Here is a 14091-nt window from a genome sequence, read left to right as displayed (position 1 = left end):
ACGTGACCTTCTCTACGCCACCTATCGCTCAATCCATCATGCTGTCGAAACTTCAGGAAATGCAGGCGCAAACCAGTGACCTGTCGGTGCTCCGTCAACGCATTCGGGATGCGTCAAGCTTGCCCGAAGACGTCGTTGTGGGCGAATTGATCAAGGGTGCATATCTGGATCCCGAGACGCTCTCGCGTGTGCAGGCTTTGGCCTCGCGTCTTGCACAAGGCGTTCGCGATACGCGTATCAATGCGGGCGGCGTGGATCTGCTCACGCAAGAATTCTCGCTCGACAGTCGCGAAGGCATCGCACTGATGTGTCTTGCCGAAGCCATGTTGCGCATCCCCGATACGCCGACCCGCAATCAGCTGATTCGCGACAAGATCGTCGACGCGGACTGGCGTGCTCACCTCGGCAAGTCTCCGTCGCTGTTCGTCAATGCGACCGCCTGGGGCTTGCTGGTGACCGGCAAGCTGCTCAAGCAACCGGACGAGAAGTCCTTATCCGAAGCGCTGACGAGTGTGATCCGCAAGGGTGGCGAAGCTGTCGTGCGCTCGGGCGTGGCCTATGCGATGCGCCTGCTCGGCAAGCAGTTCGTGACGGGACAGACGATCGAAGAGGCGATCCGTGTGGCGAAGACGCGCGAGGGGCAGGGCTATCGCTTCTCGTATGACATGCTCGGCGAAGCGGCGCTCACCGAAGAAGATGCCGAGGCCTATTTCCAGTCATACCGTCACGCGATCGAAGCGATCGGTAAGGACGCGTCGCAACGAGGCGCCATCGATGGGCCGGGCGTGTCCGTGAAGATTTCGGGCCTGCATGCGCGATACGAACTGTCGCAGCGCGAGCGCGTGATCGAAGAACTGTATCCGCGTCTGTTGAGCCTTGCGCAACTCGCGAAGAAGTATGGCATCGGTTTTCACCTTGACCAGGAAGAGTCCGCGCGTTTCGATCTGACGCTGGAGATGCTCGAACTTCTGGCGCATGAACCGAGCCTCGCGGGCTGGAACGGAATCGGCATATCGCTGCAGTCGTACCAGAAACGTGGGCGCTTCGTCGCTCACTGGATGATCGCGCTGGCGCGTGCAACCGGACGCCGCTTCAACGTGAGGCTGGTCAAGGGTGCGTACTGGGACACGGAAATCAAGCTCGCACAGGATGCCGGCAGCGACGGCTACCCCGTCTTCACGCGTAAGGTGCATTCGGATGTCAGTTACATCGCCTGCGCAAAGATCCTGATCGCTGCGCCGGACGCGATCTTCCCGCAGTTCGCTACGCACAACGCCTTCACGATCGCAGCGGTGCATACGCTGGCAGGCGACGGCGACTACGAGTTCCAGTGTCTGCATGGAATGGGCGAAAGCGTCTACGACCAGATAGTCGGCGCGGACAAGCTCGGGCGCGCTTGCCGTGTGTACGCGCCCGTCGGCCCGCATGCGACTCTGCTGGCCTACCTCGTGCGGCGTCTGCTCGAAAACGGCGCCAACTCTTCGTTCGTCAATCAGGTCGTCGACCCCGCGGTGAGCATCGCCGACATCGTCGCCAATCCGGTCGACAAGGCGGCCCGCACGCAAGGGCGCATGCATGAAGGCATTCCGAGTCCGCGAAACGTGCTGCCGGGACGAGTTAACGCCGCTTCGATGGATCTCGCCACATCGGCCGAATTCAGGAAAGCGATCGCGGATATCAAGGCGTCGCGCATGACGGTGCGCGCGATTGTCGGCGGCGAACTGGTGTCGGGCTCGGACGAGGTGAGCCTGGTCTACAGTGCGTCGGACGCGACCGATGTGATCGGCAGCGTCGAAGCCTGTCGTCCCGCCACGGTCGACAGCGCGCTCAGGCAGGCCGAAGCAGCCGCGTCCCAGTGGGCGGGCAAGGCCGCCATCACACGCGCCGACGTTCTCGATGCGGTCGCCGAGGGCTTCGAGGTGCGCGGCCCGACGCTGGCTGCGCTGCTCGTGAAGGAAACCGGCGCGACGATGTCCGAGGCCGCCGAAGAAGTGCGTCATGCCGTCAATCTGTGCCGGCTTTACGCGTACGAATTGCGCAGCGAACGCTGGCTGGAGACGAGCAGGCCGCTCGGTGTGGTCGCGTGCGTGAGCTCCCAGTTCAATCCGCTGATGACGCTGGTCGGGCAGATTGCACCGGCGCTCGCGGCCGGCAATACGGTCATCGCGAAACCGGCGCGATGCGGGTCGATGGTCGCGTTCGAGGCACTGCTGATTTTCCTGCGATCCGGCATGCCGGCCAGCGCATTGCAGATGCTGCCGGGCAGCGGAGAGCGCGTGGGCCGCGCACTGGTGGCGGACCGTCGCGTCGCGGCCGTGCTCTTCGCTGGCGACGCGGACATCGCCGCGACGATCGCGAGTCAGATTGCGGGCCTTGCGCAGCCGCCTAAGTTCCTGTGCACGCTGCGCAGCGCCAACGCCATGATCGTCGATAGCTCCGCGTTGCCGGAGCAGGTGATCTTCGATGCAACCGTGTCTGCTTTTCGTTCGGCTGGGCAGGCGGCGATGTCGCTGCGCATTCTGTGTCTGCAGGATTCCACCGCTGAAAAGACGCTGAAAATGCTCAAGGGCATTTTGAGCGAACGCGCGACCGGCAATCCGCTCGACGCTTCGACGGACATTGGACCCGTTGCGACGGCCGAAACAAGGCAGAAGGCGGAAACCTATCTCGAGCGTATGCAGCATGCGGGCTTCGCGATCACACGCGGGCGTCCCGTGAGCGGCGACAGGAACGGCCATTACGTGTGCCCGGCGATCGTCGATCTCGGTACAGTGGAGAACCTCGCTTCGATGGCGCCGAACGTGAGCGGTCCGATTCTGCATGTCGTGCGTTTTCGGACGGGCGAGATGGACACGCTGATCGAGCAGCTCAACCGCATTGGTTGCGGTGTGATCGGTCTGCATACGCGGATCAACGAGGCCGCGGGCAAAGTGCTGTCGCGAACGACTGCGAGCAGCGTTTGCGTGAACCGCGCGATGCACTCCACGTTCGTCGGTATGCAGCCTTCGGCTGGTGTCGGCGCGGCGGGCACCGGTCCGATGATGGCGGGTCCGCTCACACTGGCGGCGCTCACGCAAAGCGGCGGCTTTCAGCCTGGCGCGAACGATGGTCCGTTCGCACGTCGAAACGCGCAGGACAGCAAGTTCTATGAGTTCCCCGTCGAAGCGGGCGCGGAGCGGTTCATCGCACGTCGCGATGCGATGGAGTCGGAAAAGGCGCGCCGCAGGCAAGCGGTGGATCAACTGTTTGCGCTCGGAAGCACGCGAGCGTCCGGCGTGCGTGACGCGCTCGTCGATCTGATCGCAACGTCTGGCCCGATCAGCTTGCCGGCGCTAGCCGGAGAAGAGAACACGCTCGAGTTTCTGCCGCGCGGCATCGTGCTGTGTGCCGCGAACGAGGCCGACGACATCGTCTTGCAGGCCATGATGGCGAGTGCGTTCGGCAACACGGTTGTCATCGGATCTGGCGAGGCGTCGCAAGCAGTGAAGCGAGTGCTAGGCGAGCGTTGCATCGTCGCAGACAAGGCCGACTTGCCTGGCCTGATCGAAGCACGACCGATGCGCGGTCGTCCAGACGTCGTACTGGTCCCGACGACGACGCGGGCGGTACAGGACGCTTACACCGCCTGTGCGAAACAGCGCATCCCGATGATCACGACCGACACCGCAACAGGATGCGATTTCACGGCGCTCGTGCGTGAACGGATCACCACCGTCAACGCCAGTGCGGCGGGCGGCAATACACAACTCATGGTGCTCAGCGAAGGGGCGCCGTGACGGTCGGAACGCGTTGAGCGTGCGGGCCGGGTGGACGCATCGGGGTCGCAAGGAAGTGAAGGTCGCAGCAGCAGGGAATGATCTTTTAACCAGACATTGATTGGCGACATCGCACAATCAGACGACGAGAAGGAACCGACAGATGAAACTGCATACGAAATTGACCGTGCAAATGGCCGCTCTGTTCGCAATCGGTACGGTAAGCGTCTCCGCCTGGGCGGGGGATATTGTCTTCGCGAGCTGGGGCGGCTCGTATCAGGACTCGCAGACGGAACTGGCCGCAAAGCCGTTCGCCGCGCAGTCGGGAACCAGCGTCAAGACCGACACGTATAACGGCGGCATTGCGCAGATCCGCAGCCAGGTCCAGACGAAGAACGTGACGTGGGACGTCGTCGACATGCAACTCGCCGACGCCACGCGCGCATGCGATGAAGGTCTGCTGGAGAAGCTCGATCCTGCATCGCTGCCGCCCGGCGCGAAAACGGGTGCCGCGGCGAAAACCGATTTTCTGCCCGGCGGGATCTCCGAATGCATGATCGGCAACGTGGGCTGGTCGACGATGATCACGTACAACGAGGACGCGTTCAAGAGCGGCGAGCCCACGAAGATCGCGGACTTCTTCGATCTCAAGCGCTTTCCCGGAAAGCGCGGACTGAGGAAGTCGCCGGAAGGCGCACTCGAATGGGCACTGCTGGCCGACGGCGTCAAGGCAGCGGACGTCTACAAAGTGCTGGCCACGCCGGATGGCGTGAATCGTGCGTTCAAGAAGCTCGATACGATCAAATCGTCGATCGTATGGTGGGAAGCCGGCGCACAACCACCGCAACTGCTGGCCGATCGTGAAGTGTCGATGACCAGCGCCTATCCGAATCGGATCTGGGTGGCGGTCGTTCAGAACAACAAGCCGTTCGGGTTTCTCTGGGATGGTGAGGTGATGAACGTCGAAGGGCTCGCAATCGTCAAGGGCACGAAGAACCTGAAAGCCGCGCAGGACTTCGTCAAGTATTCGACGACCTCCGAATCGCTCGCCAAACTGGCCACCGCAACGGCATTGGGCCCGATGCGCAAGTCGTCGATTTCGATGGTCGATGCGAAGGTGACGCCTTTTCTGCCGACCAACCCCGTGAATCAGAAAAACGCGGTGAACATGGACGTCAACTTCTGGGCCGATCACTCGGACGACCTGAACCAGAAGTTCGCGGTCTGGCTGGCGGCAAAGTAAGCGCGATTGCAATCTGCGTGCGCATGGCGGAAGGTCGAAGTATCTCCTTGGGTGACGTTTGAGGCGTGCGACCTGTACGCCTGTTTTTTCTCAAACCTGGACGTCCCCGCGCTTCGATTGCAACTGGCGATCATGTCTTGCGGCGTGCATTGACATGTTTTAAGTGACGAGAAAACCATGACTTTCAAACGGACTTTTCACGCGGTTGAAACCCACTCTGGCGAACCGATGCGGGTGATCACCGGGGGCGTGCCGCATATCCCCGGCAACACCGTCTACGAGCAGATGAAGTGGCTCGAAAAGAATGACGATCAGATCCGCATGCTGATGCTGCGTGAGCCGCGCGGCTATCCACCTTTGTGCTGCAACCTGATTGTTCCCGCCAAACACCCGGATGCCGCTGCGGGCTACATCATCATGGAGCAGGTCGAGTATCCGGTGATGAGCGGCGGCAACACCATTTCCGTTGCGACGGTGCTGCTGGAAACCGGCATGATTCCGATGCAGGAGCCGGTCACGGAATTTCAGCTCGAAGCGCCAGCTGGCCTGATCGGCATTCGCGCCGAATGCGCGAACGGCAAAGTGACGCAGGTGACGTTGAAGAACGTTCCGGCGTTCGCCGCGCACATCGGAAAGCAGATCGACGTGCCGCATCTGGGCAAGATCACCGTCGATGTCGGTTGGGGCGGCATGTTCTACGTGATCGCCGACGTGCGTCAGTTCAAGGGACTCGAACTGATACCGGAGCATGGGCGCGAGATCACGCGTGTGTCGGCGCTCATTCTCAAGGCGGCGCAGGAACAACTGCCCGTCGCGCACCCGCACTATCCGGGCTATGGCATTACGATCGCGCAACTCTCGGGGCCGACGAATAATCCCAACGCCGACTGGAAGAATGCCGTCACTGTGGCGAGCGGCGCAATCGACTTCGATAATCCGGCCACATGGACCGGCGCAATCGATCGCTGCCCGTGCGGAACGGGCACGTCGGCCAAGATGGCGACGCTTCATGCGAAGGGCGAGCTCGATATCAATCAGCCGTTCCGTCATGAAGGCATTCTGGGGACGGTCTATACCGGGCGCCTCGTGGAGCAAACAGGTATCGGCGAGATTCAGGCCGTCGTGCCGACCATTTCCGGTCGCTCGTGGATTTACGGTTACAACACGTATGTGCTCGATCCCGACGATCCTTTTCCCAATGGCTTCACGTTGGGTGACATCTGGGCCTGAACGGGACACGACGATGCGATATGAACCTGAAGACGCAAGACGCCTGGCGTATGACGCGATCAAGGCGGCAGGCGCCAGCGACGCAATCGCGCGCTCGTTGGCGGACGCGACCATCTCCGCGGAACTCGCAGGCAGCAAGGCGGTTGGTTTCGCGCATCTGCCGGACTATCTGGATGGATTGGTCAAAGGCCGCATTGCGAAGGATGCGGAACCGGCCGTCCATTCTGGCATACCCGCGGTGATGCGAGTGGACGCAAGGCAGGGCATCGCGCAACTTGCCTTCGACCGCACGGTTGACGAATTGATGAAGCGTGCGACGCAATACGGCGTTGCGGTGCTGTCCATCGCCAACAGCTTTACAGTCGGAGAACTCGGCTATTACACGCGACGCTGCGCCGAACACGGGCTGGTGGCGTTGGCGACCTGCAATGCCACCGCGCAGATGACCACGCTGGAATCCGGTCAGGCCGTCTACGGCACGAATCCGCTTTCGTTCGCTGCGCCACTGGCGCAAGGGCGGCCGTTCGTGATCGATCAGGCGTCGAGTGCGACCGCGTTCGTCAACGTTCGTCAGGCGGCGGAGAACGGCGAATCCATTCCAGAAGGTTGGGCCGTCGACGCGAACGGAGCGCCCACAACGGACGCGAAGCAAGCCGTCAAAGGATTACTGCTTGCGTTTGGCGGCGCGCGCGGTGCCAATCTCGCGATGATCATGGAGATACTGGCGGCGGGCATGACGGGCGGCAACTGGTCGATGGATGCGCCACACTACGCTGAAGGCGACGCGAGTCCCAGCGTCGGTCTGTTTCTCGTCGTGTTCAGACCGGACCCGCTGGCGGATGGATTCGCGGACCGTCTCTCCGCGCAGATATCGCGCCTCGCGCAAGCAGGCGTGCGCATTCCTGGCAGCCATATCAAGGTGCACGAAGTGGATGTGCCTACGGAAGTGATGGATCGCGTGCGGGCATATCTGCGCTAAACACATCTTAGGCTTCAATAGTGCAATTCGAAGCAGGCGCAGTGTCTAACGAACACCGCGCCTGCTTCAGCCGCGCTCAGAGCCAGTCGGTCTCGAAGCGGAATGTCGAAAGCGGCATGCAACCATTTGTCGTCAGATGGACCTGCTGTTCGAGCTTCACGCCTTCGTTGCCGTCCTCGTCGCCGATGTAGCTTTCAATGCACAGCGTCATGCCTGCCTCGAACATGCCGTCGTAGCCGCGGTCCTCGCGGTACGAGATCGACGGATACTCGTCGACCATGCCGATGCCATGCGCAAGGCAGCTATAGCGGTTCTTGAAGAACTTGTCCGGCATGGTCCAGCTTCGTTCGGCGAATTCATTGAACGTCATGCCGGGCTTGATGAGCGCCATGTTCGTGTGCAGTTGCTCGTACGCTGCGGCATACAGGCGGCGCTGGTAATCGGTTGGGCGCACTTGACCGACTGTCCACGTGCGCGAGATGTCGGCGCAGTAACCGTATGGCCCCACAAGGTCGGTGTCGAACGCGACGAGTTCGCCCTTGCTCATGACCTTCGGACTGCATTCCTGCATCCATGGATTGGTGCGGTTTCCCGATGCCAGCAGCCGCGTCTCGATCCATTCGCCGCCTAGCCTGATGTTTTCGAAGTGCAGGTGTGCCCACAATTCCTGTTCGGTCAGGCCTGGCTGCAACACGTCGTGCATGCGCTGAATGCCTAGCTCGCACACGTCGATCGCGGCCTGCATGACGACGAGTTCATCTTCGGACTTGATGGTTCGCGCCACTTCCATGATCGCCTGGCCATCCACCACATTGATGCCTGCTTCGCGCAATGCATCCAGACCTTCGGGATCGAGCCGGTCGACGGCGATGCGCCGCTCCGACGGCGCGTGCTGATGCAGCAGATCCGCAATTTCGCGTGACCATCGCCGCGCGTTCGATGCGGCTTCAGGCCCGGCATTGAAGTAGTTCCAGCACACCGCACTGCGGATTTCGGCTTTGACGGGCACGTTGTCCCACACATGCTCGCAGTTATGAAACTCGAAGCCGATCACCGGGCCATCCGCAAACACCATCACATAGCGCGTCGGATTGCGGCCGGTCCAGATCTGCATGTTCGATGTATCGGTCGCATACCGGATGTTGACGGGGTCGTACAGCACGATCGCCGGTACGCGACTCGCGCGGAGTTGGCGACGTACGCGCTCCAACCGGTAGTGACGGACGCGATCGAGCAATCCTGCTGGCAAGCCGACCGCGCTATCGGCTATCTCTGGTACTGCGGCGTGAAGCGTGGAAATCCCCGACATGGACGTTCTCCCTGACATGATCGTCAGGCAGTATCAGAACGCCGATAAAGCCGGTCAACGGCCTTTATTTTCCAGCTCGCATGAGTTTGAGTTATCCGAGTGCCGCAGCATTTGCGCGCAGAAGACGTCGCGCGAGTGGCCGGGCTAGCGCACCGCCGGATCGCCGCGCAGCCACTCGATCAGTTGCGTGATGACGGGCGAGATCGTGCGTCCATGCGGCACGACTACGAAGTAACAGTCAGCGGGCGTGAAGGTGGCGACGTCGAGCCGCACGAGTTCGCCGCTCATCAGCAGATCGTCGACGAGCCGGCTCCAGCCGAGCGCGATGCCTTGCCCGTAGCGTGCGGCCTGAATCGCATCGGTGTACAGGCTGCACCGCAGCACCTTGTTCAGACGCGACGGGCGATAACCGAGCGCATTGAACCATTCCGTCCAGTCCATCCAGCCTTCCGTCGTCGAATCGGATTCGACGAGCGCCATGGCCGCAAGCTGTTCGAGTGACTTCGGCACGCTGTTTTCTTCCAGAAACCGCGGCGAGCAGACCGGAAAGATCTCCACGTCGAACAGCAAGGTCGACGTTCCATCCGACCACTGACCGTTGCCGTAGCGAACGGCGACGTCGACCTCGACGTGGCGCAAGTCGGCCGTAAACATCTGCGTGGTCAGACGCAACTGTAGCGGGGGGACGAGTTTCTTCAGATTGGCGAGGCGAGGGAGCAGGCGGAATTGCGAGAACGCGGCAGTGGAGGCGAGCACCAGTTCGCGTTGTTCAACCCCCGTGGTCGAGAGACGGTCGAATACGCCCGCGATCTTCTGCATGGATTCGGCCACCACCAGGTACAGCGCTTCGCCCTCTACGGTCAGCTCGATGCTGCGATGTCCGCGACGAAAGAGCCGGACTTCCAGGGTTTCCTCCAGGAAGCGGATCTGACGGCTGACTGCCGATTGCGTCACGCCGAGTTCGGCGGCGGCAAGCGTGAAGCTGGCAAGGCGAGCCACCGCCTCGAATTCGACCAGCGCAGTCAGCGACGGGACGATTCTGCGGTAACCCTTCGTTGCTCTGGATGTCTTCATCCGTTGTCTCTGATTTTGATGTTGCTGCGACAGCCACGCGCACCGGGCTGCGGCGCACTTTCCGAATCGACTGGCCCGCCAGTCCGCTTGATCATGGAGACATTCTCGCATGACTTAAAGGAATGTCCGACGGTAAATAAAGCGCATTGACGGTGCAAATTGGCGATTCAATACTCGACTCATGCTGCACATCGCGTTGCGGCGCACACCAATCAAGAGGCACTCATGTCGACCGTCATCCCCATCAAAACCCATCGCGAACTGCTCGACAGCCGTCAGGCCGGTCACGGCATGCCGGGTGAACTGTTTGACCGCCAGGACGTATTCGAAACCGATGTCGAAGTGTTCTTTCACAAGCTCTGGATTCTCGTCGGCGTCACGGCCGATGTGCCGGAGCCGGGCGATGTTCATACTGTCGATATCGGCAAAGCGTCGATCATCGTCGTGCGCGACGATGATGAGAACATTCGCGCGTATCGCAACGTGTGCCGTCATCGTGGCTCGCGCATCATGAAGCAGCCGGGCAAGGCGACGGTCGGCATGCTGGTCTGTCCGTATCACCAATGGACGTACGATCTCGATGGCAGCTTGCGCCACACGTCGCACATGGGCAATGATTTCGATCCCGCTTGCCATAGCCTGATTCCCGTTCACCTGAAGACGGTGGGCGCACACATTTTCGTCTGTCTTTCCGATCAGCCGCCTGAGGATTTCTCGAAGCTCGAAACGGTGATGACGCCGCGCTTTGCGCCTTACGATCTGACGCGCACAAAGATCGCGCATGAGATGGAGATCATCGAGAACGGCAACTGGAAGCTCGTGATGGAGAACAACCGCGAGTGCTACCACTGCGCGGCAACACACCCCGAACTGACGAATTCGTTCCTCCCAGAAGACTTCGGTTTTTGTCCGGACGGTCAGGGCGAGGAAGCACTGACAACGTACGATGAGTACGTCAAGCGAAATTCGGCGAACCAGGCTGCATGGGAGCAGGACGGGTGGATCTGCGAACGCTTCGAGTCGCTTGATGAAAGCGTCGACACGAATTTTCGTACGCAGCGTCTGGTGATTGCCGGCGCCAACGAGTCACAGACGATGGACACGAAAGTGGCCTGCACGAAGCTGTTTGGCGACCTGACGCGACGCGATCTCGGCGACGTGCACATGTGGGGCCATCATTCGTGGACCCACGTGATGAGCGACCATGCGGTGATCGCCTATGTCCTGCCGCTTGCGCCGGACAAGACGCTCGTGCGCACCGTCTGGCTCGTGCATGAAGATGCGGTTGAAGGTGTCGATTACGATCTGAAGAAGCTGACCGAAGTCTGGGTTGCCACTACCACTCAGGATGCCGAGCTGGTCGCGAATACGCACAGCGGCACTCAGGATCCCGCCTATCGCCCAGGGCCGTTCTCAAAGTTCACCGAAATTCCGCTGGACCAATTCTCGCGCTGGTACGACGCGCGTCTGAAAGAACATGGTGTGTGAGCGCGATATGGAAGGCGTCGTCGAACCCTGCGTTCTTCAACAGAACGCCGAATTGCCGGATCGTTTCAATCTGTCTTCTACATGGGAACGCACGGATGCGCAGTGGCCGAGTCATGAACAACGGACACTCGTTTGCTGCCGGGTACTGGACGAAACCCACGACGTTCGTACGTTCGTGTTTGCGAGTGAGGCAGGGCAACCGTTTTCCTTCGAGCCGGGGCAGTTCATCACGGTCAGCGCGGAAATCGAAGGCCAGGCGATAAGCCGCTGCTACACGATATCGTCGCCGCCGACTCGCCCTTACACGTTGTCGATCACAGTCAAGCGGACGCCGGGCGGCGTGATGTCCAACTGGCTGCACACGAACATGGCGGCAGGCAAAACGTTGACCGCTTTCGGCCCCGCGGGCATTTTCACGCCGTCGGCCGGACCGTCGCGCAAGGCGCTCTATCTATCAGCGGGTTCCGGCGTAACCCCGTTGATGGCCATGACGCGCGCGGCGTTCGACCTCGGGCAGAACTGCGATGTCGTGTTCGTGCACAGTGCGAGAACACCCGAGGACATCATCTTTGCCGAAGAACTTGCCGCGCTCGAGCGGATCTCAAGCGCCTTTCGGGTGATGCACATCTGCGAAGCGCAAGGAAGTCATGACGACTGGCAAGGTCCAATCGGACGTCTGAGTCTGGATTTGTTGAAAGCGCGCGTGCCTGACTGTCGGGAGCGAGAGGTGTTCACGTGCGGCCCTGCGGGTTACATGCATGCCGTCAGAAAGCTGTTGCTCGACGCAGAGCATGATCCAGCCAGGTATCACCAAGAGAGTTTCAACTTCGCGGAGACGGTCGAGGTAGTCGAAGCCTCGCCGGAGCCTCAAGCAAGTGAGCAACGGCCCTTTACTGTGCGTCTCGCGCGCTCCGGAAAAACCTTTGCGATGCAGCCATCCGAGACCGTGCTCGCCGCCGCGCGCAAAGCAGGGGTGCCGTTGCCGTCGTCGTGTAGCCAGGGAATTTGTGGGACATGCAAGACGAAATTGCTCGAAGGCACCGTCGAGATGAAGCACAAGGGCGGCATCCGTCCGCGTGAGATCGATAAAGGACTTCGATTGATGTGCTGCAGCAAACCGACCTCCGATCTGGTTCTGGATCTGTAGCGGAACGAGATGGAACGTTCTACGTCGATGCCGATTTTCTTCTATCACGGGATTTTCGGCTCTGTTTTACTGACGATGACCACGAAGCGTTCCACCATGCGGTTATAGTGGCATGCACCACCTCAAGCACCGAGGATACTTTTTATATGTTCTCCGCCGCAATCTTCGACATGGACGGGTTACTGATCGATTCGGAGCGAACGATCATGAACACATGGATCGCCGTCGGGCACGAACTTGGCGTTCATATTCTCCCTGTCGACTATGCCCAGATCATCGGGAGATCGCTGCCCGAATGCCACGCAATGCTAGCGAAGATGTTCGGAGAGGAGCCGCTCTTTCAGGAAGCACTTACACGAGTTCGGCAGCGGCTGCACTCTCCGGCGACTCCACCGTTGTTTCCGCTGAAGCCGGGAGTACATGCCCTACTGACTGCATTGGTCAAGGCTGGGATCCCATGCGCCGTCGCGTCGTCATCAAGCGGACAAGAGATTCGATCCCGGCTTGCACGGGTCGACGTGCTCGATTTCTTTGATGCGATTGCCGGAGGGGATGAAGTCGCCCGTGGTAAGCCCGATCCGGCCGTGTATGAGCTTGCGGCTTCTCGTCTCCGGAAATCGCCGAGCGATTGCCTGGCGTTCGAAGATAGTGAGAACGGTGTGCTTTCCGCACATCGTGCAGGGATACGAGTCGTGACGGTGCCAGACCTGAAGCGACCGTCGGCTGAAGTAATCGGGGTTAGCTTGACGATGCTTCAGAGCCTTGATCAGGCGATCGAGTGCGCGTCAACATGGTTCGGCATAGAAGTTCTGCCGGCATGAGGGAAACGGCCTCAAGCCGTCATTCGACGGTGTGAGGTACGACGAATAGACTCGCAGACCAAGTCCAGCCCTGAGCGTTCAGGTGCCTGTATCGCTGCGGCATTCAAACGCTGCTTTCACTTCGAGACGAGCCTTTCACCAGGAGTCTCAGAGGCCTGAGACACGCTCGCAACGCCGGTCCTTTCGGCCAAGGTGTCCATGGCGATGCCGTTTTTGTTCTATCAGCGGATTCCTGGCTCTGGTTAACTGTTGAACAATTTCGTTAGCTGGGCAAGCCCCGGTTTCTATTAGATCGTTTGGAGCTGAAATGTCCGACTTCATCACCGTTTTGCGCGAAACCTGCCCGACTCCTGTCGTTGATGCCACAAAGTGGAAGCGCATCGGCGGCGACCCGCACACCGTGAACCTCAACGCTTACCTTTCCAGGGACGGCAGCAAGATCATGGGTACCTGGATCTGCACCCCGGGCAAGTTCGAGGTGAACTACGAGAAATGGGAGTTCTGCCATTTTCTCGACGGCTACTGCATCATCACTCCGGAAGGCGAGCCGGCCGTGCACCTGAAGGCCGGCGACGTGTTCGTGATTGAACCCGGCATGAAGGGTACCTGGGAAGTGGTGGAGACGGTGCGCAAGTACTTCGTCTTTGCCTGAGTCCTGGCGTTCGGGATGAATTGAACCAAAAGAGAAGATGCTGGCCGGAGCTCTGTACCCGGTCAGCGCACCCGAGATTCAGGCGCATCGGGCTGCAGCCCGGGCGCGGACGGCGCGCTTCAAAGCGGCGCACATACCGCTCGAACAGCGATATCGACTCCTTCAAAAGCACCTCGCCGCAATCGCGCCGGACTCGATGGCCCGTCGTCCCTCCCTTCCATTGCGTCTACGGCTTCAACATTAGTCTGGACGCCGGCGTATTCCTCAATTTCAACTGCATCATTGGCGACGTGATTTCCGTCGAACTCGGCGATATGAAAACCGGCATGCCCATCCTGACGGCGGACCTTCCTCGCGACGGGCAGTCCGGCAACTGACAGAACGAGCATGCAA

11 protein-coding genes are annotated in these 14091 nt (G+C 60.4%); 9 read left to right on the top strand and 2 right to left on the bottom strand.

The genetic code is table 11. The features are described 5' to 3' along the window. Positions 1 to 2 precede the first annotated feature (2 nt). From putA to L0U84_RS11815, 4 genes are all read left to right on the top strand, one after another. Positions 3 to 3776: a bifunctional proline dehydrogenase/L-glutamate gamma-semialdehyde dehydrogenase PutA gene (putA, locus tag L0U84_RS11830; RefSeq protein WP_233850053.1), complete on the top strand. Its 3774-nt coding sequence runs from the start codon at positions 3 to 5 to the stop codon at positions 3774 to 3776. Between the two features lie 142 nt (positions 3777 to 3918). After that, complete coding sequence (locus L0U84_RS11825) at positions 3919 to 4998, top strand: ABC transporter substrate-binding protein (RefSeq protein ID WP_233850051.1); 1080 nt, start codon at positions 3919 to 3921, stop codon at positions 4996 to 4998. 177 nt (positions 4999 to 5175) lie between these two features. Next, positions 5176 to 6228, top strand: coding sequence for a proline racemase family protein (locus L0U84_RS11820; RefSeq protein ID WP_233850049.1), 1053 nt, complete (start codon positions 5176 to 5178; stop codon positions 6226 to 6228). Positions 6229 to 6241: 13 nt separating this feature from the next. Continuing rightward, entirely contained in the window at positions 6242 to 7207 is a 966-nt protein-coding gene (locus L0U84_RS11815; RefSeq protein WP_233850047.1) for an Ldh family oxidoreductase, read from the top strand. A 76-nt stretch (positions 7208 to 7283) separates the two neighbouring features. Here L0U84_RS11815 and L0U84_RS11810 read toward each other — a convergent pair whose 3' ends face one another. Together L0U84_RS11810 and L0U84_RS11805 are read right to left on the bottom strand one after the other, a co-directional pair. Further along, complete coding sequence (locus tag L0U84_RS11810) at positions 7284 to 8516, bottom strand: M24 family metallopeptidase (protein ID WP_233850045.1); 1233 nt, start codon at positions 8514 to 8516, stop codon at positions 7284 to 7286. A 144-nt stretch (positions 8517 to 8660) separates the two neighbouring features. After that, positions 8661 to 9590 carry a LysR substrate-binding domain-containing protein gene (locus tag L0U84_RS11805; protein ID WP_233850043.1) on the bottom strand — a complete coding sequence of 310 codons (930 nt, stop codon included), beginning with the start codon at positions 9588 to 9590 and terminating at the stop codon, positions 8661 to 8663. Positions 9591 to 9815: 225 nt separating this feature from the next. On the opposite strand from L0U84_RS11805, the gene L0U84_RS11800 reads away from it, so the two are divergent. From L0U84_RS11800 to L0U84_RS44010, 5 genes are all read left to right on the top strand, one after another. After that, positions 9816 to 11078, top strand: a complete 1263-nt coding sequence (locus tag L0U84_RS11800) for an aromatic ring-hydroxylating oxygenase subunit alpha (protein ID WP_233850041.1) — start codon at positions 9816 to 9818, stop codon at positions 11076 to 11078. 7 nt (positions 11079 to 11085) lie between these two features. Then, entirely contained in the window at positions 11086 to 12225 is a 1140-nt protein-coding gene (locus L0U84_RS11795; RefSeq protein ID WP_233850039.1) for a hybrid-cluster NAD(P)-dependent oxidoreductase, read from the top strand. A gap of 146 nt (positions 12226 to 12371) precedes the next feature. Continuing rightward, complete coding sequence (locus L0U84_RS11790) at positions 12372 to 13046, top strand: HAD family hydrolase (RefSeq protein ID WP_233852005.1); 675 nt, start codon at positions 12372 to 12374, stop codon at positions 13044 to 13046. Between the two features lie 307 nt (positions 13047 to 13353). Next, positions 13354 to 13698, top strand: a complete 345-nt coding sequence (locus tag L0U84_RS11785) for a cupin domain-containing protein (RefSeq protein ID WP_233850036.1) — start codon at positions 13354 to 13356, stop codon at positions 13696 to 13698. Between the two features lie 37 nt (positions 13699 to 13735). Beyond that, positions 13736 to 13942 (top strand): maltose acetyltransferase domain-containing protein, encoded by a 207-nt coding sequence (locus tag L0U84_RS44010; RefSeq protein WP_326491173.1) that lies wholly within the window; start codon positions 13736 to 13738, stop codon positions 13940 to 13942. Positions 13943 to 14091 lie beyond the last annotated feature (149 nt).

Origin of the sequence: Paraburkholderia sp. HD33-4 (assembly GCF_021390635.1) — a bacterium.
Lineage (GTDB): Bacteria > Pseudomonadota > Gammaproteobacteria > Burkholderiales > Burkholderiaceae > Paraburkholderia.
The sequence above is the reverse complement of the archived record's forward strand: the minus strand, read 5'-3'. Positions and strand labels throughout refer to the sequence as shown.

What these genes read in the sequence shown, in the direction of transcription:
- L0U84_RS11825 (WP_233850051.1), top strand. Translation starts at nt 3,919, where the DNA reads ATGAAACTGCATACGAAATTGACCGTGCAAATGGCCGCTCTGTTCGCA.
- L0U84_RS11820 (WP_233850049.1), top strand. Translation starts at nt 5,176, where the DNA reads ATGACTTTCAAACGGACTTTTCACGCGGTTGAAACCCACTCTGGCGAA.
- L0U84_RS11815 (WP_233850047.1), top strand. Translation starts at nt 6,242, where the DNA reads ATGCGATATGAACCTGAAGACGCAAGACGCCTGGCGTATGACGCGATC.
- L0U84_RS11810 (WP_233850045.1), bottom strand. Translation starts at nt 8,516, where the DNA reads ATGTCGGGGATTTCCACGCTTCACGCCGCAGTACCAGAGATAGCCGAT.
- L0U84_RS11805 (WP_233850043.1), bottom strand. Translation starts at nt 9,590, where the DNA reads ATGAAGACATCCAGAGCAACGAAGGGTTACCGCAGAATCGTCCCGTCG.
- L0U84_RS11800 (WP_233850041.1), top strand. Translation starts at nt 9,816, where the DNA reads ATGTCGACCGTCATCCCCATCAAAACCCATCGCGAACTGCTCGACAGC.
- L0U84_RS11795 (WP_233850039.1), top strand. Translation starts at nt 11,086, where the DNA reads ATGGAAGGCGTCGTCGAACCCTGCGTTCTTCAACAGAACGCCGAATTG.
- L0U84_RS11790 (WP_233852005.1), top strand. Translation starts at nt 12,372, where the DNA reads ATGTTCTCCGCCGCAATCTTCGACATGGACGGGTTACTGATCGATTCG.
- L0U84_RS11785 (WP_233850036.1), top strand. Translation starts at nt 13,354, where the DNA reads ATGTCCGACTTCATCACCGTTTTGCGCGAAACCTGCCCGACTCCTGTC.
- L0U84_RS44010 (WP_326491173.1), top strand. Translation starts at nt 13,736, where the DNA reads ATGCTGGCCGGAGCTCTGTACCCGGTCAGCGCACCCGAGATTCAGGCG.